The sequence below is a fragment of the Paenibacillus sp. J31R109 genome (assembly GCF_059692055.1).
Genome location: NZ_JCAUAR010000017.1, coordinates 90,586 through 112,429, shown reverse-complemented (window position 1 = coordinate 112,429; position 21,844 = coordinate 90,586). Strand labels below are relative to the sequence as shown.

Annotated in this window: 19 protein-coding genes; 7 read left to right on the top strand and 12 right to left on the bottom strand. The window is 48.6% G+C overall.

The window, feature by feature from the left end:
- Positions 1-15 precede the first annotated feature (15 nt).
- Together AC58QT_RS29400 and AC58QT_RS29395 are read right to left on the bottom strand one after the other, a co-directional pair.
- Complete coding sequence (locus AC58QT_RS29400) at positions 16-783, bottom strand: hypothetical protein (protein WP_497412072.1); 768 nt, start codon at positions 781-783, stop codon at positions 16-18.
- Between the two features lie 80 nt (positions 784-863).
- A complete protein-coding gene (locus AC58QT_RS29395) occupies positions 864-1,322 on the bottom strand; it encodes a hypothetical protein (RefSeq protein ID WP_497412071.1) in 459 nt (152 codons plus the stop codon).
- A gap of 241 nt (positions 1,323-1,563) precedes the next feature.
- Between AC58QT_RS29395 and AC58QT_RS29390 the strand changes: the two genes are divergently transcribed.
- The 5 genes from AC58QT_RS29390 to AC58QT_RS29370 all read left to right on the top strand — a co-directional run bounded on the left by AC58QT_RS29390 (position 1,564) and on the right by AC58QT_RS29370 (position 5,890).
- Entirely contained in the window at positions 1,564-1,857 is a 294-nt protein-coding gene (locus tag AC58QT_RS29390) for a hypothetical protein (protein ID WP_310501662.1), read from the top strand.
- A 132-nt stretch (positions 1,858-1,989) separates the two neighbouring features.
- The gene (locus AC58QT_RS29385) at positions 1,990-2,793 is read left to right on the top strand and encodes a helix-turn-helix domain-containing protein (protein ID WP_497412070.1); all 804 of its coding nucleotides are present in this window, start codon (positions 1,990-1,992) and stop codon (positions 2,791-2,793) included.
- A 103-nt stretch (positions 2,794-2,896) separates the two neighbouring features.
- On the top strand, positions 2,897-3,871 hold the full coding sequence (locus AC58QT_RS29380) for an ABC transporter substrate-binding protein (protein ID WP_497412069.1): 975 nt from the start codon (positions 2,897-2,899) through the stop codon (positions 3,869-3,871).
- Between the two features lie 4 nt (positions 3,872-3,875).
- Positions 3,876-4,895, top strand: coding sequence for a FecCD family ABC transporter permease (locus AC58QT_RS29375; protein ID WP_497412068.1), 1,020 nt, complete (start codon positions 3,876-3,878; stop codon positions 4,893-4,895).
- Entirely contained in the window at positions 4,892-5,890 is a 999-nt protein-coding gene (locus tag AC58QT_RS29370) for a FecCD family ABC transporter permease (protein ID WP_497412067.1), read from the top strand. The genes AC58QT_RS29375 and AC58QT_RS29370 overlap by 4 nt, the downstream gene beginning before the upstream one ends.
- Before the next feature lie 91 nt (positions 5,891-5,981).
- Here AC58QT_RS29370 and AC58QT_RS29365 read toward each other — a convergent pair whose 3' ends face one another.
- On the bottom strand, positions 5,982-7,016 hold the full coding sequence (locus AC58QT_RS29365; RefSeq protein ID WP_497412066.1) for an AraC family transcriptional regulator: 1,035 nt from the start codon (positions 7,014-7,016) through the stop codon (positions 5,982-5,984).
- Positions 7,017-7,134: 118 nt separating this feature from the next.
- Here AC58QT_RS29365 and AC58QT_RS29360 point away from each other — a divergent pair, with 118 nt between their 5' ends.
- Positions 7,135-7,719 carry an NAD(P)H-dependent oxidoreductase gene (locus AC58QT_RS29360; RefSeq protein ID WP_497412065.1) on the top strand — a complete coding sequence of 195 codons (585 nt, stop codon included), beginning with the start codon at positions 7,135-7,137 and terminating at the stop codon, positions 7,717-7,719.
- Between the two features lie 60 nt (positions 7,720-7,779).
- Here the strand turns inward: AC58QT_RS29360 and AC58QT_RS29355 are convergent, their stop codons facing one another.
- The 5 genes from AC58QT_RS29355 to AC58QT_RS29335 all read right to left on the bottom strand — a co-directional run bounded on the left by AC58QT_RS29355 (position 7,780) and on the right by AC58QT_RS29335 (position 14,937).
- Positions 7,780-11,406 (bottom strand): Npt1/Npt2 family nucleotide transporter, encoded by a 3,627-nt coding sequence (locus AC58QT_RS29355; RefSeq protein WP_497412064.1) that lies wholly within the window; start codon positions 11,404-11,406, stop codon positions 7,780-7,782.
- Between the two features lie 153 nt (positions 11,407-11,559).
- Positions 11,560-11,994, bottom strand: coding sequence for a DUF6526 family protein (locus tag AC58QT_RS29350; RefSeq protein ID WP_497412063.1), 435 nt, complete (start codon positions 11,992-11,994; stop codon positions 11,560-11,562).
- 4 nt (positions 11,995-11,998) lie between these two features.
- The gene (locus AC58QT_RS29345) at positions 11,999-12,223 is read right to left on the bottom strand and encodes a DNA-binding protein (RefSeq protein ID WP_310501655.1); all 225 of its coding nucleotides are present in this window, start codon (positions 12,221-12,223) and stop codon (positions 11,999-12,001) included.
- A gap of 85 nt (positions 12,224-12,308) precedes the next feature.
- A complete protein-coding gene (locus AC58QT_RS29340) occupies positions 12,309-13,064 on the bottom strand; it encodes a GTP pyrophosphokinase (protein ID WP_497412113.1) in 756 nt (251 codons plus the stop codon).
- A gap of 133 nt (positions 13,065-13,197) precedes the next feature.
- Positions 13,198-14,937 carry a methyl-accepting chemotaxis protein gene (locus AC58QT_RS29335; RefSeq protein ID WP_497412062.1) on the bottom strand — a complete coding sequence of 580 codons (1,740 nt, stop codon included), beginning with the start codon at positions 14,935-14,937 and terminating at the stop codon, positions 13,198-13,200.
- 872 nt (positions 14,938-15,809) lie between these two features.
- Here AC58QT_RS29335 and AC58QT_RS29330 point away from each other — a divergent pair.
- Complete coding sequence (locus AC58QT_RS29330; RefSeq protein WP_497412061.1) at positions 15,810-16,469, top strand: transmembrane-type terpene cyclase; 660 nt, start codon at positions 15,810-15,812, stop codon at positions 16,467-16,469.
- A 259-nt stretch (positions 16,470-16,728) separates the two neighbouring features.
- Here the strand turns inward: AC58QT_RS29330 and AC58QT_RS29325 are convergent, their stop codons facing one another.
- The 4 genes from AC58QT_RS29325 to AC58QT_RS29310 form a co-directional block, all read right to left on the bottom strand.
- On the bottom strand, positions 16,729-18,846 hold the full coding sequence (locus tag AC58QT_RS29325) for a CocE/NonD family hydrolase (RefSeq protein ID WP_497412060.1): 2,118 nt from the start codon (positions 18,844-18,846) through the stop codon (positions 16,729-16,731).
- Between the two features lie 12 nt (positions 18,847-18,858).
- Positions 18,859-20,019 carry a dipeptidase gene (locus AC58QT_RS29320; protein ID WP_497412059.1) on the bottom strand — a complete coding sequence of 387 codons (1,161 nt, stop codon included), beginning with the start codon at positions 20,017-20,019 and terminating at the stop codon, positions 18,859-18,861.
- Between the two features lie 12 nt (positions 20,020-20,031).
- The gene (locus tag AC58QT_RS29315) at positions 20,032-20,985 is read right to left on the bottom strand and encodes an ornithine cyclodeaminase family protein (protein WP_497412058.1); all 954 of its coding nucleotides are present in this window, start codon (positions 20,983-20,985) and stop codon (positions 20,032-20,034) included.
- A 317-nt stretch (positions 20,986-21,302) separates the two neighbouring features.
- Entirely contained in the window at positions 21,303-21,794 is a 492-nt protein-coding gene (locus tag AC58QT_RS29310; protein ID WP_497412057.1) for a CcdC protein domain-containing protein, read from the bottom strand.
- Positions 21,795-21,844: the final 50 nt, after the last annotated feature.

Genomic DNA, 21,844 nt, shown 5'->3' with positions numbered 1-21,844 from the left:
CCGGCTATTGGGATATTATTTAATGTTTTTAACGATATCGTCCAATTTCTTTAAAGCATCTGCTTCAAGTACATCAGCACGTGCAACAATTTTCCCTTGTGCTGCTGTTTGAAGCTGAGTTGTTAGCTCGGCAAGTTTCGTTTGTAGTGCGCTAATTTTCGTATCAAGATTCGCTTTCACTTCCGCAGTTGCATTTGTTTTCTCTGTAGCTAACAAAGCTTCCAAATCTGCTTTCGTTTTAATAATATTCGCAGACAATTCGGCTACTGCAGCATCGCTCGTTATTTTAACGCCATCGTTCAATCTGTTTGTATAAACAGCTTCATGATTTTTGATACCATTCGTGATTTCAATTGTATCTGCAATTCCGATGGCCGCTAGGCTGCCATTCGTTACCGCGTTTGTTGTATTAACGACATCATCATACTCAGCGCCAATGCTGTTCGAGATGCTTGTTTTTTTGTTCGTAATTTGGTTCAGGTAAGTAGAATTTTGCGTGCCGATTGCACTGTTAACGCCAGCCAACTCAGCTTCACCTGTCGTCTTAATGTTCACACGCGCTGCGTTTAATCCACTATCAACATTCTCATCAAGCGCCTTTGCTTTGTTCAGGTAATACGTTCCAAAGTCACCTGCGATCGCTAGTTTAGCTGCAGTTGATGCTGTCGTATACCAGCTTTGAAGCTGTGCTCCTGCATCCGTTGCTGCAAACGCTGTCCCCATACCTGCTACTAAACCTGTTGCTACTACACCAATCGCCAATTTACTTTTCAATGCTTTCATTCGTCATCATTCTCCCTTAGTATTCGTCTATTTGTTTCATTGCGCTCACCGATAAGTGAACTCATTACTCACCTGACTGACTAGTCACCCAGCTTAGCTGTTAAACCTTGAATCGTTTCATCAGCCCATTGCGTCAAGTTATTGCTCATTTGGTTGGTCGAAGTCTGGATATACCGATCAAAAGCTTCCCTGCTAGACTGACTAAGCAATTGTGATGCGCGCTCTAATTGATCCGCGTATGCTTGCTGCGTTGTGTCTATGCTGCTGACAACTTTGTGGCCTGTATCCTCTGCCACCTTCTCCAAATGAACACCTGCGCGAGCAACCGACTCCTTACCTGATTCATCCAAGGCCTGCCTTACCGTGACGATCTCTTGTTGAAGCTTGCTATCAATCGCTTGCTGATGGATGAATAGCTGTGCCTTGAACCACGTCTGCAGTGGCGTACTCGCCTCAGAATACGCATAGGCGGTGCCCATAACTAGGAAAGTCGATAGGCTCAATGAGATGGTTACTACCTTACGTTTTAAAGGCATCATTGATTGGTGCCCGACCTCCTTCGTTAACTGCGCTCGCTTGCTTACATACATATTGTATCTTGTTATCCGATTTGTGCCCTCGCCCATAAGGGTAGTTTATAAGGGCTACCTTCGCGGGAGTCGATGGTATACTTTCGTACCATACGCCAGAGAAACAAACCTTTTTTCCCGACAATTCAGTGATAATCCCCCATTCCACTTAGCTTTCATCTGAATACAATAGAGTACATGATCTGTAGGGGTGGAGATTTCGATTCGTAGACGTGACACGAAACCAATTAAAGAAGATTTGCTGCATGTCCTGAAGCTTTCGTCAGAGGAAGATATTTATCAAGCACAGGTTAACGGATTCTCATTAGCCGATATTGCGAAAGCTAACCAGGTAGATGTACAGAAGGTGATTGAACTCCAATTGGCGGAGCTTACTGAGCAACTGCAGTTGCGATTATTCAATGGCAGCATCACACCTGAACAATATTTAGCGCAGCGCGCCGAGTTACCAGAAATTATTAGCAAAAGTGTATATGCGATGTGAGCACGCGGCACCCCGATCGGGGTGTTTTTTTGTCAGCGAAGGCTTGTTGCCGCCTTCCTTTTGTGTCACTATCAAGATGAGCATGTTCAATTAGACTAGATGTGTGAGCACATACGAAAGGACTGCATCTCTGTGAATTTCCATCAAATGATCCCGCTTGTACCGCTAATTGATCATATCCAGGTGGCTTCTTCCGCCGTAGCAATGACTAGCTCACCTAACAAATATCAGCTGGTTATTGTCCGCCAAGGTCATCTTACCTTGCATTGGTCTGGGCAGGAGCCGATTATTTGTTCCCAAGCCTATGCTTGTCATCCCGATCAGGGTGACTACACCATACAAGTGCCCAAAACCAAACTCGTCGATTACGTTATCATTACCTATACGATGCTGCCTGAAGATCATTCTTGGACCTTGCAGGGCCATCTCACAACGTTAAGTGAAATCAAAATCCACTATATGCTCGATGAAATTATCCGAAGAACGCAGGACCATGATCCGTTGACTGTCTGGGAAGACACGACACATATTATGCGAATGAGAATGATGCTGGAGCGTATCCTATTTATATATCTGCACGAATCCGATTTGACCCATGAGAAAAAATCCGCTTCAGAATCCATTGCGAGTACGATTTCCTATATGAATGAGCATTACATGCTCGAGCTTACTTTGCCGATGCTGGCCCGTCGTGCTGGAATGAGTGTGGGGTATTTTACGGTTCTATTTAAAAAAATGACGGGGAAGACGCTCATGAGTTACTTATATGCCTTGCGTATTGAGAAAGCGAAGATCATGTTTCTGCAGACAGATCTGCTGGCCAAAGAGATTGCTAGCCGCGTTGGTTTCGTCGATTACTTCCATTTCAGCAAAGTATTTAAGAAAAGGACGGGCTATACGCCTTCCGAGTATGTCACCCACCTCTCTAAAATCTAATAATAAGACATGTCCAATCTGCAAATTGGACATGTTCGACGGATCTATTATTCGGTATCATACTCATTGAGAATAATAATCATTGTCACGGAGGAATTCATCAATGAAATCTTTTTTTACGCGTATTAGCCTTATCGCACTGATCAGCGTTTTTGCACTAAGCCTTGCTGCTTGTGGCAAAGCGACGAATACCGAGTCAGCTGCTACAACCGCACCAGCTGCCGCTAGCCCAACCCCTGCTGCCAAAGCAGACGGAAAGATAACCGTTCAAGATGCTGTAGGTACAGTTGAATTGCCTAAGAAGCCTGAACGTATCGTAGCGATGGAATTCGGCTTCACAGACATCCTTGTCTCCCTTGGCGTACAGCCAATCGGTGTAGCGGACGATAGCTCTGCAGACCTTTTGATGGACCCGGTAAAAGCTTTGCTCAAAACTTACACTTCGGTCGGCTCACGCTACGAGCCTAACATTGAACTTATTTCCTCTCTTAAACCAGATCTGATTATCGTGGATATTAATAAACATAAAGCTGCGATTCCACAGCTCAAAGGTATTGCACCGGTTCTTGTTTTGGATGACTTCCAAGCGGATTACAATCAAATGGTGAAAAATGTAGGCATTATCGCACAAGCCGTTGGTAAAGTAGAAGAAGGCAAGAAGCGCCTTGCTGAGCACCAAACGAAGGTTGAAGCGATGAAAAAGAAACTAGCCGCATCAAATCTTAGTGTTCTTCCTGCAGTTGTGAATCCAAAAGGCTTCTTCGCACACTCGGATCATGCTTATAGTGGCTCTTTCCTGACTATGCTTGGATACACGGATCCCGTGAAAAATGCGACAGCTTATCCACAGATTACCCTGGAGCAATTAGTAGAGGCGAATCCAAAAGTCCTATTCTTGATGCCAACTGAGAAAGTTACCATCGTACAAGAGTGGGAAAAGAACCCGCTATGGCAGAAGATTGATGCTGTAGCTAACAAAAAAGTATTCACTGTTGAGCGACGCGACTGGTCCTTATCCCGTGGCATGATCGGGTCGGAGAAAATCCTCGACGATATCGTGAAGAATCTGGGGCAGTAGTTCGATGAACCAACCCATAAACCTTGAGAAGCAGAGCCGTAAATGGCCTCTGCTCTTCCTATTTTCTGCGAGCCTATTGGCGATTCTAATCGGAATTATTTCTAGTCTAAAATGGGGCCAATCCCCCGTGTCATGGCACACGTTGTACGAAGCTGTGACCTATCAAGGCAGCGATAAAGCTCATCTCTATATCCAAACACTGCGTTTACCGCGAGCCATCATGGCTTGCATCGTCGGGATGCAGCTCGGACTCGCAGGGCTGCTCACCCAGCTCACGACCAAAAACCCGCTAGCTTCCCCACACATTTTCGGCATCAATGCGGGTGGTGCGTTAGCGGTTGTCGTTGGCCTTGTTTTCCTGCCGCATTTCGGCAACATGGGGTTGATTGCTTTTGCCTTTGTCGGCGCAGCACTTGGAGCTTTGCTCGTCTGGTCACTCGCTGGAACGGGCAGCAAACAATACGTCTATATTGCGCTCGCTGGTATCACGATTCACTTCCTCCTGTCCTCGTTGACGGAAGGGGTCATTATTTTTAATCAGCATGCGACAGACAGCATGATTTTCTGGTTGGTTGGCTCATTAAGTCAAGCCGCTTGGACAGAAGTGCGCGTCATTCTTCCGTTTTTTATAGGAGGCATGCTGTTGTTTGCGTTCATGCTCCCTTCGTTTAAACTGCTGCTTGTCGATGATGACATTGCTACTGGGCTTGGTCAACGCATCACGTTTGTGCGTGGCATTAGTGTCCTGCTCGTCATTGTACTCGCTGGCTCCGCAGTAGCCTTATGTGGTCCCATTGGCTTCGTCTGCCTGATTGTGCCGCATATTGCGCGCGCTTTAGTAGGAACGAACTTGGTCGTTCTCGGGCCGTTAACGGCTTTATTTGGCGGAATTCTGCTGTTATATGCTGATTTTCTTAGCCGTTTTATCGCATTTCCCTTTGAGTCACCGGTTGGCATCGTCACATCACTGATCGGCGCTCCGTTCTTCATTTACCTAGCGTTGAAGCAACGGAGGGCACGATGATGACCTCAAAAGCCTTACGGATCCCTGTTATTTCATTGATCGTAACTTTCCTTATATTGATTATCCTAGCTCTCATCAATGCTCATGTGGGTGCGGTTCGCATCCCTTATCACCATGTATGGGCGGCTCTTACGGATGCGAAGCATCCTTCGTATTTTATCGTGCACCAATTGCGCTTGCCCCGCATATTGGTTGCTATATTGGCTGGCTTTGGACTAGCCGTTGGCGGCGTCATTCTCCAAAGTGTCATTCGAAACCCTTTGGCGAGCCCCGATGTGATCGGGATTACCAAAGGGGCTGGCTTTATGGCCGCTGGGGTCATTTTCTTGTTCCCTAAGCTGCCAAGCTATTACTTACCGATTGCCGCTTTCATCGGGGCATTCGCAGCCTTTCTCTTACTGCTCTTGTTAAGTCGCCGGTTAACCCTGCGTCCCTCCCATCTGGCCCTAGTGGGCATTGCGATTGGGACGATTTTTCAGGCTGGCATCCAGTATCTGATTATCCGCCATCCCAGTGACATCAATGCGGCGCTGCTGTGGCTCTCGGGCAGTCTATGGAATCGCAGCTGGAACAACGTGTACAGCCTGCTGCCATGGATTGCCGTGCTATTGCCCATCGTGTGGGCGAACTTCGCCAAGCTGAACGTGTTTCAGCTTGGCGACGAGATGACCGCCGCGCTGGGCGTGCGGATCGAACGGCAGCGCTTCTGGCTGCTGCTGCTCGCAGTGGCGTTGGCCGGCATCTCCGTGTCGGCCGTCGGCGCGATCGGCTTCATCGGCTTGATCGCGCCCCATATTGCGCGGAGCCTTGTCGGCGGCCGGCACCAGTGGTTGATCCCGCTCGCCGCCTTGATCGGCGCGGATCTCATGCTGCTCGGCGACCTCGTCGGCCGCGTCATTATTATCCCACGGGAGGTCCCCGTGGGGATTATGACGGCGGTCATCGGAACGCCGTACTTTATTTATTTGCTGCGGCGGGAGCGGAGACGGCGCTAGGTAGTGTGCAAAAAGGCAACAAAGAGGCGCATTCTGCCTCTTTGTTGCCTTTTGTTATGTTTGTTATGTTTATTTTATCGCAGCGAAACCCTCAGAACCGCCCCGAACTTACTACCTCGCGCTCGCGTTGACGGTATTCTCCGGGCGTCAAATTCGTCCATTTCCGGAAAGTTGTCTGGAACGCGCTCGGCTCTGAAAAGTGCAGCAAATAGGCAATCTCACCGATCGTATACTCCGGTTGTGCCAAATAACGGATAGCAAACTCCTTGCGAACCTCATTGGCCAATCGATTATACGAAGTATTCTCTGTCTTTAGCCTTATTTGTAACGTTCTAGGACTCATCAAGAACTCTTTGGAGGCTTCCTGCAAGCTCGGAAAATGGGACGGCATGCATGCGATGATCCACTTGTTCAGGTTACTCGTTAGTACGGAGTAATTGGAAGAAAGCTTGGCACTAACCTCCTCAGCCATCGCTTGAAAGACATCTAACAGCCGCGTGTCCGAACCAACAATCGCATAGTCTAGTATCTCTTTGCTTAACCGCATTGAATTGACTTTCTGACCGAAAAGCGGAGTAGTCCCAAAAACAACCTCATACTCTTCAATTAGCGACGGCGGGGCGTGCATGAATCTAATCTCTTTAATCGGGAGAGGCCGACAGCTTAAAGTGAGCAGCGTCTGATAGAAGGAGGCCGTCATGCACTCAATAAAGTGCCGGCCGGGATCTTCAAGCGAGTTGCTGAGAAACACGGAAATAACGACATCCTCACTCTCAATAACAATGTCGATGTTAAAGCCACTGCAATCGATGAAGTTATATGTCTGATAAGCCGATAGCGCTTTTCCCAACGTCTTGGAATGCATCATGACATAGCCAAGAACGCCTAAATCAGAAAGGCTCAAACGTTGACCCTGATGAAGCCCGAACATATCATCACCCGTATACCGTGCAGCCGCCTGGACAACACGCTCAAAGTCACCCTGAACGATGCGAGCTTCTGGAATTCGGAACAAACTGGGTTCGACTCCCGCGTAAGCGCAAAAGGAATCCCAATCGTACCCGCTAAGCGCCATCGTCTTCATGATTGGAAATGCAAGAGACACGGATACGTCGTCCCTGTTCATTCAACTCCCTCCTTCCTTTGCGCGAATGATCAACTTTTTCGCGTTTTTCATCATTTTGTTATCCTGTCTCCGAGCTTATTATTGCATTATAACGATCATAACATATGAGGTGTTAAATATGAAAAATAACAACATTGCTGTAATCATTGGACACCCTTATCCCGAAAGCTATTGCAACGCGTTAGCACAAGCCTATACAAAAGGTGCCTCCAGTAGTGGCGCCAACGTTCGTGTCATTGATCTCGGACAAATTCAGTTCGATCCCAATCTAAAACACGGCTACCATAACCGGACAGAATTAGAGCCTGATTTAGTAGCTGCGCAGGAGACGATCCGCTGGGCAGATCATCTTGTGTTCATCTATCCGAATTGGTGGGGCTCGATGCCGGCGATCATGAAAGGCTTCTTCGACCGCGTGTTTCTACCAGGCTTCGCCTTCAAATCCAAACCTAATTCTTTTATGATTGAGAAGCTGCTCAAGGGGAAAACCGCGCGCCTCATCGTGACGATGGATTCTCCACCCTGGTACTACCGCCTAGCTTTAAAGAGCGCCAATCACCTTATTATGAAGCGCGGCATTCTACATTATGTGGGCATCAAACCTGTAAAGGTCACTGAGATTGGCATGGTTAAGTTTAAGAAGAAAGAAGTGTTGGAGCAGTGGTTACGGAAAGTCGAGGGACTCGGAATTAAAAGGGTTTAATAGCCCCCCAATCCAAAAAGGATGCCAACCCTTTACCGCGGTTGGCATCCTTTTGTCACTTTAGATCATGCCTCGCAGACGATCCGCAATCACTCGCATCATGCTGCGCAGAACATCGATGTTCTGGAAGCAGAAGCTCAGCACGAGATCACGATGCAACTGAAGCAGCACGGTTGGTTCCTTCGCGGTGCAATCCGCCGAGCGCGGGCCACTGTCGATGATGGCCATCTCGCCGAAGAAGGCTCCTTCACTTAGCAGCGCGAACTCCTCGCTGCCACGGTGGACGCGGATACTTCCCTCGATGATCCCATACATGGTGTCTCCGAAGTCGCCTGCGCGACAGATCGCTTCACCAGCGTCATAGGCAACTTCCTCGACCATTTGCGCCAACCACATGAAATCATTGGGGCCTAGATGCGCAAAAAGGTCGATTTTCTGCAAGACCAGGATACGTCGTAAAATAATTTCATCCCTCGTCAATTCCTTGGCATCCGCAGTTGACTTCATCCCCACAGCAGCGGCCTCATCCTGTGCAAGTATCAGCTCGGACTGCGCTGCTGCATCCTGCTTATCTGGCTCTAGCACTCGTTCTTGCACAGGCTCTTCCTTCTGCTGCGCAACTACGGCTTTCCCTTGACCACGCTCCAGCTCAGAGCGCAATCTGCGGGATAGCAGCTTCATCATTTCAACGGCAATGCTCGTCTGATCAAACATCATATCGTAAAACACGGACGAATCTAACCGCCACAGTACCATATCTTCTTCCGCGCGTATGGTAGCTGTACGTGCACTATATGTCAGAATCGCCATTTCGCCAAAGCAATCGCCTGAGTTCAATCCTCCGAGGAGCTGATTGTTGCGATATACGCCAGCTCTGCCCTCATCTACCAGCATGAGGGAATCTCCTGGATCTCCCTCTTTAATAATGGTATTACCTTGGGCAACCACCATTTGATGCAATCGCTTAGCAATAACCGACAAGTCTCTGCTCGTGAGACCCTGAAACAGGGATACTCGACGAAGCAGCTGCACACGATGCATCAGATCTGCAAGCTCCACATTTGCTGACGAATCTGTCTTACGATGTGTATGATACTGGATCGTTTGCGTCAGCCATTCGTCTCCTTGCTCGGCTAACCAGCTCAGATGCAGATTAAGCTCGACCTTACTGACGGATACTTTCGTCAGCTTTCGCGAGCCAGCCATGAACTTGGCCATCTCCGTGCGCAAAGCGCCTTGAAGCGTCTGATCGATAACCTCCTCGGCGTTAGCCTGTTGACGTGAATCCCCTTCCGACCAGTCCAGATATACCGCCTGCATGGTCTGAGCATCATTTACCAATGCTAGCAGTAAGAAAACACGCCGAGAGATCGCTGTACGTATTTCACCAATAATCTTCTCAATTTCCGTAAATTCTTCTACACCAATCACGCTTGAACCATGTTCAGCAAACTGTGTATACAGCTGCAATTCTTGCAAAATATAGGCCTCCACTTTCCGGCCATCCAGCTGAGGCAATTGCTTACTCATCCGTTGCAACGCCTCTAGAATACGGTCGCGCAGCGCATAGGGCGCTTTCTCATAGCAAGCAAATAACATGTCCATCGCCCTTTGTGTTCCCACACGCTCAAACACCGAAGGCAAATACAAATTTACTTCCTGCTGCTCTAAATAGGGTGCCAAGTTGGGCAGCACATCATCCTCATCATAGGCCGCAAGTGCATCAATGGCATAGCGCCGGGTTTGGCTATCTTTTAACATCCCAATAATGGGCACGAGTAACGGAGGAACGTGAAGAATTGCCGCTGACTCCAAAGCACGAATACGAACTTGCGGACTATTATCCTGCAAAAGCGAAATGAGCGGCTTGTAAAAGTTTTTCACACGGATTTGTCCGAACAAGGCCGCCATCGCGATTCGTTCCTCTTCGTGTCCGCTTTCCATCATGGCTTTCAGCTTCCCTACCGCACGGAACATGCCTTCAATACTGTAGTATTTGACCAAGCCAGCAATGGTTGCCGCTTGAACCTCAACAGACGGGTCCTCTAAATACACAGTTAGTTCATCGACATAATCTTCATTCGCGTAGGCGGAGAGGGCAATAATAGCCTTGGCTCTAACCTGTATATGATGGGATGCAATTAAGGTCTGCAGGGTCGGTTCAAAGCCTTCAGGCACCCTCAACTCCACGTAGGCCAGGGCCTCTAAACGCATTTCAGGTATAGGGTGTTGCAGCAAGCCCTCTAGATGCGGAGTTAAGTCGAAAGAGCTCATCTCCTTCAAAAGCCCAAACGCATACAGCGCTTGCTGCTTGTCCGAACCATGCAACGTATCCATTAAGATTTGCCGCGTAGCAGAATCCATGAGATTCAGCTCGACCTTTTGCAAGTCGTCGCCACCTGTTTTGAGATTCGATAAGAGTGTTGTTAAGTATGCTTTCTTTACCTTGATACCGGCAAAAATGCCCACAACAAGCAGAACTAACACGAGATAACTTAGCTTCTCAGGGGCTACGAATCGTGTAACGAGGAGAAGACAGATGGCTGCAAGTCCTTTGGCACCATTTCGGACAATCCCGTCTAAGAAACCTTTCGCTTTATTCCGCCATTCCGGTGGTACCGGGAACATCACTAATTGGCTGACCGAGGAGTATATCGTGTCACCGACGACTTTATCGCTGCCTTTGACAACAACCGCCATAGCAAGAACCGGCCATACAAGTATGCCGAGACTCCCCGCGAAGAGTGCAATCGGGAAAATCAACAGCGCTGTCATCACCCCAAATCGCGTAATCACACGCCCCGAGACGAACAATTGCACACAGAGGGCAATCAATCCAGAGAAGCCGTAAAAGCTTCCCATGAAGCCGGCTAATGCTTCGTTTTGCAAGGTGCCGCGTAGAATGACTTTGAATTGATAGTCAATTAAAGTTAACGAAACGACGAGCGCTGCGGCCAAGATAGCGACATATTTGAGATGCGGCACACTCGCGAAAAGGCCACCTTTTTGCTGCACGGAGGACGACTTTACAGTAGGTTTACGCGTCTGGGCTGGCTTCGAATCACCACTGTCTTGGGTCATACCCAAAATAACAAACACCGCAACAAGACCGAGTAATTGCAGAGCCGCATACACGTAAATTAAATTCGCCGTACCTACCAGTGGAACAAGGACTTTGAGACCGAATCCACTTAGAATCCCGCCCATAATTCCCCCGCTGCCCACAAGCCCAATCATTTGCTTCGCCTTGCGCTGGTCCATTACCGATGTAGCGAACTGCCAGAAGCAGACGATCATCAGAAAATTGAACACATCATAGCCGATATAAATGACGGGAAACACCCATCGCAGCTCCATCCCCACACCGAATCTAGAGATCAAAACGAACGTCGAGATCAGTGGAATCATTAGTTTGAGGAGTGTTTCTAAGCGTACTTTGGGAGAGTATCGTTGGAACACGATCCCTGCCGTAATCATGACGAGTGCCTGCGGCAAGTACATCAAAGACAAATAGGAATTATCAAAACGACTTAAAAATAGCGTGTCCGCCGCCGTTCGACCGATCGTTGAAGCGGATACTACAAAGAATAGATAAGCAAATAGTAGAAATACCTTCCTATATTCCTTCTTATCCTCCGTAATTTTATCTATAAAAGAATGGTACGTTTTACTAATACTGCCGCTCACCAAGCCACCTCATTCTGAAATTAACCCATACGATTCTCCCTAAAATTGTACCAGAAGTCCTAGGAAAAAATAACTACTTTTTGCGCAAAACTGTGTGAAAAATCACAAAAAAAGACATCATCCGCAGATGTGTCTTTCTCTAGTAGACATGTATTAAATTCTAAAATGGTCGCCTCTCCAACTGCGAATCGCTTTCTTAATCGCATCTGGGGCCATTCGCTCTGCTGCCGCCTTCTTACAAAGTGCAGGAAATTCTTCATCCGATGCAAACCGTAAAGCCGTAATTTGACCCATCGTTAACTTTTTATCCAACAACTCTTGTGTTAGAACAAAATGCCGCAGGTTTTCTTCCGCCCGAATCGCTCGATCCTGTGCTTTGATTGGGTAAGAACGTATCAAGAGAAAAATCACAACCACAATGACTGCAATGAGGACAAACATGACCGCTGGCAACACCTGATCATCAGCCTGTATAGCGCTAATTAAATCCATAATGGATAGTACCACTAAGCCTAGCGCTAACAATGAAAATGCGTAGTGAAACAACGGATGCATACGTCGATGATTGACATAATTTTGAACCTTCATCTACTTATTTCCCCACAATCTCAGTAATCTCACTCTCTAATAAAAGGTAACGGTGCACACTTCGCATGATCGGCACTTTCGTTAAATTGTTCTTGTCCACATATTGCTTCATCTGATCTTTCGACATACCTAAAATTTTGCCTGCTTCCATTACCGTGAGTACCGCTTCATTGCTAGTCGCGTTGAAGGTTGTCTTCACCTTTTGATTCCAGTCTTCAAATGATTGCATGTTTTCGCACCCTTCTCAATCCGATCCTTCTATTATAGCACGAATACATCTGCATCACCCAATTACCTTCATCTGCCACCTAGGACTACTGCTCTTCACTCATGAGGGCAAGCAGCGCTTTCGGCAACGGAAATTGCTGATTACTGATCATAATCTGATTCATGGCATCTTCAGCGATATCCGCCTGTTCTTCCTTAATCACGCTGATCTCGGCATGCAGCCGTTCCATCTGTGAATCGAGCGCTGCCGCGGAGGCCGCTGCTTGCTTTAACTCCTCCAGGAGACGGGCAGGTACAGCTTGGTTACCTTCACTAAACTTATAAAATATCTTATGCTCCAAACTCGCCCAACAGTCCATCGCAATCGTCCGAATTTGAACTTCCATACAGACGCGCTCTTCGCGATCCGACATATGGACTGGCACTTCAATCAGCAAATGCAAGCTTTGGTACCCATTGGGCTTCGGGTTTTTGATATAGTCTTTTTCACTTAAAATATGTAGGTCGTTCTGATTTCTCAGCATCTCAGAGATCACATAAATGTCGGACACGAACGAGCATGTAATTCGCAGACCGGCGATGTCTTTCACGCTGCCTTTTATTCCTTCGAAAGAGAGCTCTCCGCCTTTTCTCATCAGCTTTTGAAAAATACTCTCCGGTGATTTCAACCGCGACTTTGTATGTTCAATTGGATTATATTCATGCAGCATCTCGAATTCTTGAACGAGGATATCGATCCTAGTCTCCATTTCGTCCAAAGCAAACTTATAGGTCATCATGAATCGTGTGATGTCGTTCTTGAACTTCTTCAAATCATTCATCGATAATTGATTCGTGATCATATTCATACGGAATTCCATCCTTTGGTCATATATTGCTGTTCTCTGCTAGTTTAAAACACGGTGATCGCCAGAAGCAAATGTTGCGAGCAGAAAAGACACCACGAGGGTGTCTTAAGTGTCCGTTGTATGTATATTAGTGCATTTTGTACGTATTGATCACATCTTGCAAGTCTTGGGCGATACTTGCGAGCATCTGGGAAGATGACGTAACTTCCTGAGAGGACGCCAGCTGTTCTTCCGTTGCCCCTGCCACACTCTGTGACAACTCCGAGGTCATCTTCGCGACATGCTCCATGTTCGTGACCGTGGCGGAGACTTGCTGTGAACTTGCGGCCATTTGCTGCGCAGCTGCTGCTGTTTCTTGAATCTTGGAAGCTACTTCGTCTGCAGAGCGAACAATGGCTTGGAAGCTCAGTTCCGTACGATCGACGGATTGAAGTCCTTTTTGTACCTCAACGAGTCCAGCATCCATCGCTTTTACTGCTTCATCTGTATCTTTTTGAATGTTGGTAACCACGCCTCTAATCGCACCAACTGACTCTCCTGTTTGCGTAGCTAGCTTGCGAACTTCTTCAGCAACTACAGCGAAGCCTTTACCAGCCTCACCAGCACGTGCTGCTTCAATAGCAGCATTCAAGGCGAGGAGATTCGTCTGCGTCGCAATCTCGCCAATCATTTGTGATACTTTACCAATATTCTGCGAGTGTTCTGCCAACTGGTGAATCGTCTGATTCGCCTGTGTAACCGCACTGCTCAAAGCGTGCATACTCATCGTGACATGTTTAACATCCGCTTGACCGTTGCGTGCTTGTTCAGATGCGTTAATCGATAGATCGGACACGTCCGACGTCGTTTCCGCAATGCGCTGCACGCCAACTGCTATTTCATCCATGGCGCGGGCACACTCCAGCGCATTGATGCGCTGTGTTTCTGCTTCTGCGGCAATCGTCTGAATGTCCACAGCAACATGCTGGGAAGCTTCGCTATTTTGCTCCGAGCTCGCATACAATTGCTCGGAAGAGGAGGCGACGGCGCTCGATGATTCCTGCATACGGGCCATGACTTCGCGCATTTGACGCATCATGCCATTTACCGCTTGAACGAGGACGCCAATTTCGTCTTTATTCGTAAAATGCAGCTCCGACGCCGTCAGATCCCCTTCTGCCATGCGATCCAGCACGTGAGATGCGGCAATAACAGGTCTTGTAATGTTGCGCACAATTGCCCATGTAATTGCAACAGATAACAACACGGCGAGGATCAATAGACTAACACCGCTTACGATACTGCTGTGATACGCGGCTGTATTCTTTTCCACACTTTCATTTGCGCCATTTTGGTTAAAATCAACCATTTTACGGCATATCGATTGTACAAAATTATAACTTTGAGTTAACTCAACATAGAGCCTAACCAATTCAGCCTCATCTGTTGCCTTACTGTACTTGATGTAGTTGCTTTTTAGATTGCCCCATTGCACTAGAATCATGTCGTAATTTTTCTTATCTTCTTCATTAGCCAATGAAGTGCCGTAGCTTTCTATGGTCTTGTCACCTTTACTGATCGTCTCTTCAATTTGGCTAGTTAACTCTTTCTTTATTGCAGCAACGTTCTGGTTGTGTACACCTACTAGGTCCTTCGCAAAATGCTCCGTCAAATAACTAAATTCCTGAATTTGCTGCGTTCCGACCATCCAGTTCTGAGCAATTTCCGTCATATCCTGCTTCATATTTTTCATTCTTACCATATCGGTAAGACCCAAAATACCCATAAACAGCAGAATAATTGCAAAGGAACCAATAAGTTTTTGCTTCAAATCCATTTTTACCTGCGTACGTCTCATCCACTCTTCTAATCTAGCTCTCGCTTGCATCCAAATCCTCCGATATTTCAATTTATGAGAATTTTCTCTCTCTCTTTATCCCAAGCATATGTTATCGGAAAATTGTAAGGAGAATTCCATAGAAACTATTAACTCAGTATGAGTTTAACTAACATTTTTCCAATTTTAGTCACAAAATAGTCAAAGACGTGGGGAGTAGGGGTTGGCGTGGAAGGGCGGAACTGGCTGGCGGACTTAGAGGGCAGGGGGACTAGCGGGACGGGTGGGACAACGGAGGACTGACTGGAGAACGCGGAAGCGCTCCGAGTAATTAACTGTAAAAACTACAGCTAATTTCGTCGAAATTAGCCGATTTGAGAGAATAACTGGATAACCGAGATTGTCGATTAACTGTTTATCCTGAATAATCATATGCATCATTTAAAATTTAGAGAAACAACGGGGAACTTTTGCAACTCGAGATAACTTATCGCTCCCGTGACATAGAGATGAACCTCGTTCGCAAAATAACGTTATGAAAACATCTTATTTGTTAGTTTAGAAGAGAATACGAGAGAATAACGTTATAAAATAACGCTATTTCACCATAAATGGATAAATACCACTCAGCGTCATCTACCACACCTTTATTACTCTCCCAATATCTACTGCAAACCCATGCAGCTTCCCCCACCATTTTATCTTCACAGTTAATTACTCATACCTTATTCACTCTGCCAACCCCCGTCGCCAACTATCAACCCTTTCAGCACTCCCCGCCATTCACCTCCGACGAACCTTCCAACATACCTCCCGTTCCTCTCTCAACCTGATCGTTTGGAGAAGACAAGTTCCTCTTCTTTTTTCAGAAGGTTGTACATAGAAATAGAAAGAGACACCCTCGAAAGGATGTGCGTCCCACTATGGTGATGCAACACTTGCTGCCTAATCAAATGGAGCTCTTCCTGCAATATGGACTAGCTATATTTTGGACAGTCACTTATATCCTCATCATTATCCAAGGATTCAAGGATCGCGCCTGCGGCATGCCAATTCCCGCTATTTGCGCTAATATTACGTGGGAGTTTCTATTCGCCTTCGTGATGCCTTTCCACCCGCTGCAGATGATTGTTTCGCTTGTTTGGCTTCTTCTGGATTGTGTCATCCTGTTCCAAGCTGTCTACTTTGCCAAACCCGAATATCCGCCACGTCTGCTCTTACCTGCGATCTTTTCCTTACTTGTCATAGCCTTGCTGCTCCATGTCGGCATGATCGTTGAATTTCATGATCAAGAGGGAAAATACACAGCCTTTGGCATCAATCTGATGATGTCCCTTCTGTTTATTAAGCTGCCTTTTAAACAAGGACTCCAAGGCCAGACTATTTACATCGCTTATTACAAAATGATTGGCACCCTGTGCGCATCCGTACTCTGCTACTCGCTGTACCCGGACTCTATTTTATTACTACTGCTTGCAGTGCTCACTACGGCAGCAGACATTGTATACATTGTGATCATTCATCGCGCTCTGCACATAACGAAAGGGTCGAATGCCCCGCTGGTACCTACCCTCCGCGCCTAGCAAAAAAACGACCTCCTTACGTCCTCACTCCCTCCCTCGAGGGAACGAGGATGTCCTAATTGCGGATAAATAGGAGAAATCATCATCGAAGGGGAACTACAATGCTCTATTTTGCCGATAAACTCGATAAATAACGAAATCAGCCAATTAGCGCATCCATGTTCCCCCTGTGCAAAGAATTAGCCAACCCTTCCAATAAAAAAGCTGACCATAGGTAGAAGAATTCTACTTATGCGTCAGCTACTTTTCATTTATTTCGCTACGCCAAAATCGGCAGCTTCAAGTGGCTCGGATAGTCCTCCGAGTGATAAATCTTCTGCGTCACCACAATCGGCTGCGGATCCTCATACGGATTCAAGCCGGTGTTTGTGTTCGGGAACGCAATCATCTTACTGGACGAAGTCACCGTGAAGCGCAGACGGTGTCCTTGCGCGAAGGTGTGGGCGATATTTTGCATGAAAATATCGTACTTCTCCACCTGCCCCGGCGTCAGCAGCGCCGGCGCATCCAAGCCGCCACGGTACTTCGCCCGTACGATGTAGTTGGACAGCTTGATGGAGTTCCCCTTCGGGTCCACATCGCTCAAGGTCACAACCCAATCCGTGTCCACGCCTGTGCTCGACGCGTACAGCTCACAAGACAGCTCGCCCGCTACAGTCACGGCCTCCGCCAACACCTCGCTCGTGTACACGAGGATGTCACTGCGCAGCTCATGCCGCCGCATGTTCTCCGGCTCACGCTCGCCGCTGTCTGCCACGGGCTCCTCCGGATTGTACACGTACGCATCCGAATCCGCCTGCTGCGCCTGAGAACCCAGCGTCAGCCCCCCATCCCCAAGGCTCGAGTTCGCTCGCCCGCCGCTGCCCAAAAACCATTTCGTCGCCGTCGCCTCGCTCGGCGTCCAGTCATCGGACACGCGCCACTCGTTCGTGCCGACCACATAATAACTAGCCCTAGGCTCCTGCTCGATGCCGTTGGCGACGCCCTTCAAAAACCGATCGAACCAGCGCAGCACGTTCACATCATAGTTATACACAACCGCATCGTTCCCAAAGCTGGTGTCGAGCAGATCACGGGCCCGATTCGGGCCGTGCTCCCAGGGGCCGAGCCAGATTTTGCGGTTTGGCACATCATGCTTGGTTAGCATCCGCCATGTCTCCGACACACCGGCACTGTCGCCATCATACCAGCCTGAGATCACAAACATCGGCACCTTTACTTGATCCCCGCGCTCACTATACGTGCAATCGCGCCAAAAATCATCATATTCCGGATGCTCGCTCCAAATATCCCATGGGCCGGAGGCCCGACCGATCATCTGCTGCGGAATCTCACGGATCGGCCTTGCATCAACAGCCTTCTCCGGGCTAACTGTCTTCCCCGCGAAGATATCAAAATCCGTCCGCGTTCCCACCGACTGCGCCAACGTCCAGCACAGCAAAGGCCACGAACACACGGTGCCGCCCTTGCGCACCGTATCCACGAACGGCGAACCGACGTTCACTTCGTTCACGACGGCCTTCAAGTTCGGGTGCCCGCTAGTCGCTGCGGCTGTGACTACGTAGCCGAGGTACGAAGCGCCCCACATGCCAACATTGCCGTCGGACCAGTCCTGCGCGACGATCCAATCGATCGTATCCGCGCTATCGTCGCGCTCATAGAAGAACGGCACGAGCTCCCCTTCGGAATCGGCTCGCCCGCGAACATCCTGATTAACGACGGCGTAGCCTTTGTTCGCCCATCTTTTAAAAAACGTCTTCCGCATATTCCGGTCATAGCACGTGCGGATCAGGATTGTCGGTAGCTTGGCACCAGGCGCTACGCCCTCAGGCAAATACACATCCGTTGCCAAACGAACGCCATCACGCATTGGCACTAAATCAGTCCCAAGGTCGTTCACGCCATAGCGCGCCTCCGAAAGCAGCGAATCCGCATATTCCCTAAGCGGTGTCACCCCCTCATAGCCATCCACGACCAGCACTTCCATGCCATAGCGGTTCGGTGCCACGAATGCCACAACACAGCCATCCACCGTCACGATATCGAGCGCGGTATCCTTACGCAAAGCCCATACCTGCGAAACGACCTCTCTGCCCGCTGCTTCACCCGTGTATTGGATATGCTTTTCATAACGCTCGCCATTGCCCAGCACGACGGCTTCCCCCTGCCACTCCGCACCCGCATAATGGGACTGATTCGCACTAATTTTGTGCAAAGGAAGGATGTAGCCCGCCGTCTCGGCCAACACATTCTCCTGCATCTGCGTCCGCCGACGTGCATCTACTTTAGCATGCATAATGGCACTCGCTGTAAAACGAATCGTCCCCTCATACACGCCAGCCGCATACAACTTATAAACTGTCGTTCCCACATTCATCTCCGCCATCTCCTATCCGCACACCGCTTCGAACACACGCAGCCAGTTTCCGCCCATCATTTTCCGAACATCCTCGTCCGAGTAACCTCTTGCCACCAGACCACGGGTAAAATTAATAAAATAGCTGTACTTCTCCAATCCTTTCACTGTTTCCGTCGAAGGTCCATCCCCTTTGGCGAACCCAATGCGAGGCGCAATATGCTCTTTAAAATAAACCAACGACCACGCCACATCGCTCATCGGCCAGTCCGTGCCAATACCGACATGGTCGACGCCGACCAGTTGGACGAGATAATCCATATGATCGAGCACATGCTCAATCGTCGTATCATTCGGATCCCCGTGGACGAACCACGGCATCGCGAACACGCCAATAACGCCGCCCGTTGCGGCAATGGCCTGGAATTCTTCATCGCTTTTGCAGCGCTTATGCGGATAAATGTTCTCCACCCCGGTGTGCGAAGCAATCACTGGCGCTGTTGAAAGCCGGCACGCGTCTAGCGTCGTTTGCTTGCCGCAATGACTCGTATCGACAATGATGCCTAGTTCATTCATTTTGCTAATAAACCGCGTACCGAACTTACTCACGCCGCCGTTGGCCTCTTCCATACAGCCGGAAGCAATATAATTTTGATTGTTATAGGTAAGCTGCAGCACTCTAAGCCCAAAATTGTACATCGCCTCGAGCAGCTCGAGATTTTTGCCTAATCCGTCGGTTTCCTGAGCAGTTACAATACCCGCCTTCAAACCGCTAGCCTTCGCTGCGCGAATCTGCTCCGCCGTCACTGCTTTCACGAGCCAGTCGTTCGCATCAAACTGACGCTGAATATCGCCCATGCTAATCAGGATCTTGTCCACACTTGATACGTCCAACTGACGATTGCCTGCGGTGATACCCGAACGGTACCATTCGTCTTTGAACTCGGAGATTTCTCCGCGAGCTGCCATGTCGTGAATGATTTTGCTCGGCATCGCGCTATATGCCCATGAATCCTCCTTGAAAGGCTCACACGCCTCCCGAACACTCTCGGAAATTGCCTCTGGAATCGCCTTCGGGGACAGCGGTCCCTGGAACAAAAGATCAATAATAATCGAGCTCTCATGCAGCTCGCGTGCGCGTTCTTCTTGCTCTGGCGTAAGATTGAATGGATATAGTCCTTCTGTCGAATTCATCGATGCTCACTCCTAGAAGTCAATGTGGGTTCCTTTGTGTGTGCGAATTGCTTCTTTGTAAATGTACTGCGCTGCTGCGAGATCTTCGCAGGCGAGTCCTAACGATTTGAACAGCGTGATGGACGTGGCAGAGCGTCTTCCTGCTTTCAAGCCTACCAACAGCTCCCCAATTTCAGCTAAAATGTGGTCCTCACCGATCGCCCCCTCCTGCAGAGGTATCAGGTAATCACCCGCTTCGTTCACAGCGGACTCCGTGCGATCCACGAACAGCTCCGCCCGTTGCACCAGCTCGGTATCGAGCTCGCGGTCTTTGGCTCGGCAGGCGCCAACGGCATTCACATGCGCGCCTTCCTTGATCCAGGCGCCCTGCACGATCGGCGTCGTCGACGCCGTCACCGTGCAGATAATGTCGGCATCCGCGACGGCCTCCTGAGCGGAGGGTGCAGCTTCTACGACGACAGCCGGATAGCGGCTTGCCGTCTCAGCTCTAAGCTTTTCGGCATGGGCCGGATTCGGCCCCCATACCTGGATCTTCGTGATCGGGCGCACCAGCAGCATCGCCTCGATGTGCGTGCGGGCTTGTTCGCCCGTGCCGATCACGGCAAGGGTCGCGGCCTCGGGCTTAGCCAGCAACTTCGTTGCTGCTGCGCTGACCGCTGCCGTGCGGATGGCGGTGATTCGGGTGCCATCCACAATCGCCTCCAATTGACCGTTGGTCGAATTGAACAGAGAGACAAAGCCTTGATGGGACGGGAAGCCTTTTCCATGATTACCAGGAAAAACGGTAATCACCTTGGCTCCGACTTTTTCATCCCGCTTCAAAAAAGTGGGCATCAGCCCCATCACGTTGCCGCCATCCAGCGGAACAACGGATCTTAACGCTTGTACGGCTTGTCCATTCGTTAGATCAGCGAGCACAGCCTCCATGATTTCAATACAAGCTGGCATGGCAAGCAGCTCCAGCACTTCGTTTGATTTGATGACTAGGATAGGGAATCACCTGCTTTATGTCTTTTTTTACATTATAGCAAAGACAATGGCCGCGGGGGAATCTCAGATAGATGGACGGGAACAGCGACTCCTTCCGGTGAGAACTGCTACCTCCATTAGTCCGAATTAGCCTAACTAAATCACCATAAACGGCCGCTAACAGCGAAAAATGGTCACTTCGTTAGGTAAAATCCAACTATTCATGCTTTTTCGCTAGAAATCGCCGATTTAGTTCGGAAATATCGAACTATTCAAAAAGAGCACCCTAGGGTGCCCTTTTAAGATCAACTATTTTAGTTAGCACTAACCTTCCTGTACTTGAGGAAGCTGCCAATCCGCCAGACACAAATGTATAGATATGCCATAACCATCGTTAACACCGCGAATTCGGTTGGATCCAAGCCTTTAAAATATTGTGATAAAATCAATCGAACCGCAATGACTGCCGCGATCACATATTTAAAGTTCGGATTAGGCTTCGAATAAACGAAACCATCCTCCCGCTTCTCATATCCCGTGTGGTAGAGCATAATACTCCCTAACGCCACGCCGAGCACGCCTGCACATAGCAGCTCCCATAAGGCAGGAATATGAAAAGGATGATCCGGTATATGTGTCAGCGAGTTAATACTAAGTCCGAACACAATGAGAAGCAGGAAAACGGGAATCAGCATGCCTCTTCCTTTATTCCGAATAGGTTTTGCTTTCCCTCGTGTTCGAAGCCAAATAACTAAAATAATAACAACAGCACCGATGCCATAACCGATGAGTGTTTCCGTGTTCATTTCATAGTGCTCCTTTCGACGACTAGTAGTATGAAAATTATACGGTCACT

Bases quoted from the DNA above. Each gene is read 5' to 3' on its own strand.
- AC58QT_RS29365 (WP_497412066.1), bottom strand. From the start codon at position 7,016: ATGAACAGGGACGACGTATCCGTGTCTCTTGCATTTCCAATCATGAAG.
- AC58QT_RS29350 (WP_497412063.1), bottom strand. From the start codon at position 11,994: ATGAAGGTTCAAAATTATGTCAATCATCGACGTATGCATCCGTTGTTT.
- AC58QT_RS29400 (WP_497412072.1), bottom strand. From the start codon at position 783: ATGAAAGCATTGAAAAGTAAATTGGCGATTGGTGTAGTAGCAACAGGT.
- AC58QT_RS29395 (WP_497412071.1), bottom strand. From the start codon at position 1,322: ATGATGCCTTTAAAACGTAAGGTAGTAACCATCTCATTGAGCCTATCG.
- AC58QT_RS29320 (WP_497412059.1), bottom strand. From the start codon at position 20,019: ATGAATTCGACAGAAGGACTATATCCATTCAATCTTACGCCAGAGCAA.
- AC58QT_RS29370 (WP_497412067.1), top strand. From the start codon at position 4,892: ATGATGACCTCAAAAGCCTTACGGATCCCTGTTATTTCATTGATCGTA.
- AC58QT_RS29345 (WP_310501655.1), bottom strand. From the start codon at position 12,223: ATGCAATCATTTGAAGACTGGAATCAAAAGGTGAAGACAACCTTCAAC.
- AC58QT_RS29380 (WP_497412069.1), top strand. From the start codon at position 2,897: ATGAAATCTTTTTTTACGCGTATTAGCCTTATCGCACTGATCAGCGTT.
- AC58QT_RS29310 (WP_497412057.1), bottom strand. From the start codon at position 21,794: ATGAACACGGAAACACTCATCGGTTATGGCATCGGTGCTGTTGTTATT.
- AC58QT_RS29330 (WP_497412061.1), top strand. From the start codon at position 15,810: ATGGTGATGCAACACTTGCTGCCTAATCAAATGGAGCTCTTCCTGCAA.
- AC58QT_RS29325 (WP_497412060.1), bottom strand. From the start codon at position 18,846: ATGAATGTGGGAACGACAGTTTATAAGTTGTATGCGGCTGGCGTGTAT.
- AC58QT_RS29360 (WP_497412065.1), top strand. From the start codon at position 7,135: ATGAAAAATAACAACATTGCTGTAATCATTGGACACCCTTATCCCGAA.
- AC58QT_RS29375 (WP_497412068.1), top strand. From the start codon at position 3,876: ATGAACCAACCCATAAACCTTGAGAAGCAGAGCCGTAAATGGCCTCTG.
- AC58QT_RS29340 (WP_497412113.1), bottom strand. From the start codon at position 13,064: ATGATCACGAATCAATTATCGATGAATGATTTGAAGAAGTTCAAGAAC.
- AC58QT_RS29335 (WP_497412062.1), bottom strand. From the start codon at position 14,937: ATGCAAGCGAGAGCTAGATTAGAAGAGTGGATGAGACGTACGCAGGTA.